A 297-nucleotide genomic window follows, 5' to 3' on the forward strand; every position below is an offset into this window, starting at 1 on the left:
GAGGACGTCGTGGTCGATCACTACGCGCCTCCCGCGCCCGCACCGCTCTCCCAGGAGCCGGTCGCCGAACGGGCTTCGAATCCCTCGTCTTCCCTCACGTTTGAGAACTTCGTTATCGGGGAATCGAACCGCATGGCCTACTCCATGGCCGTCGAAGTTGCAGAGTCCCCCGGACGGCTTCCCCTTAATCCCCTGTTCATTTACGGGAAGAGCGGCCTGGGCAAAACCCACCTCATGAGAGCCATTCTGAACTACATCGAGGAAACGCGTCCCTCGATGCGAACGGTCTATGTGGAT

At 59.9% G+C, this 297-nt stretch carries 1 protein-coding gene; it reads left to right on the plus strand.

All coding sequences use genetic code 11. The features are described from left to right. On the plus strand, positions 1–297 hold a 297-nt coding region (locus NE591_RS14695), incomplete at both ends, for a DnaA ATPase domain-containing protein (protein ID WP_256157040.1).

Origin of the sequence: Adlercreutzia sp. DFI.6.23, assembly GCF_024462535.1 — a bacterium.
GTDB lineage: Bacteria > Actinomycetota > Coriobacteriia > Coriobacteriales > Eggerthellaceae > Adlercreutzia > Adlercreutzia rubneri.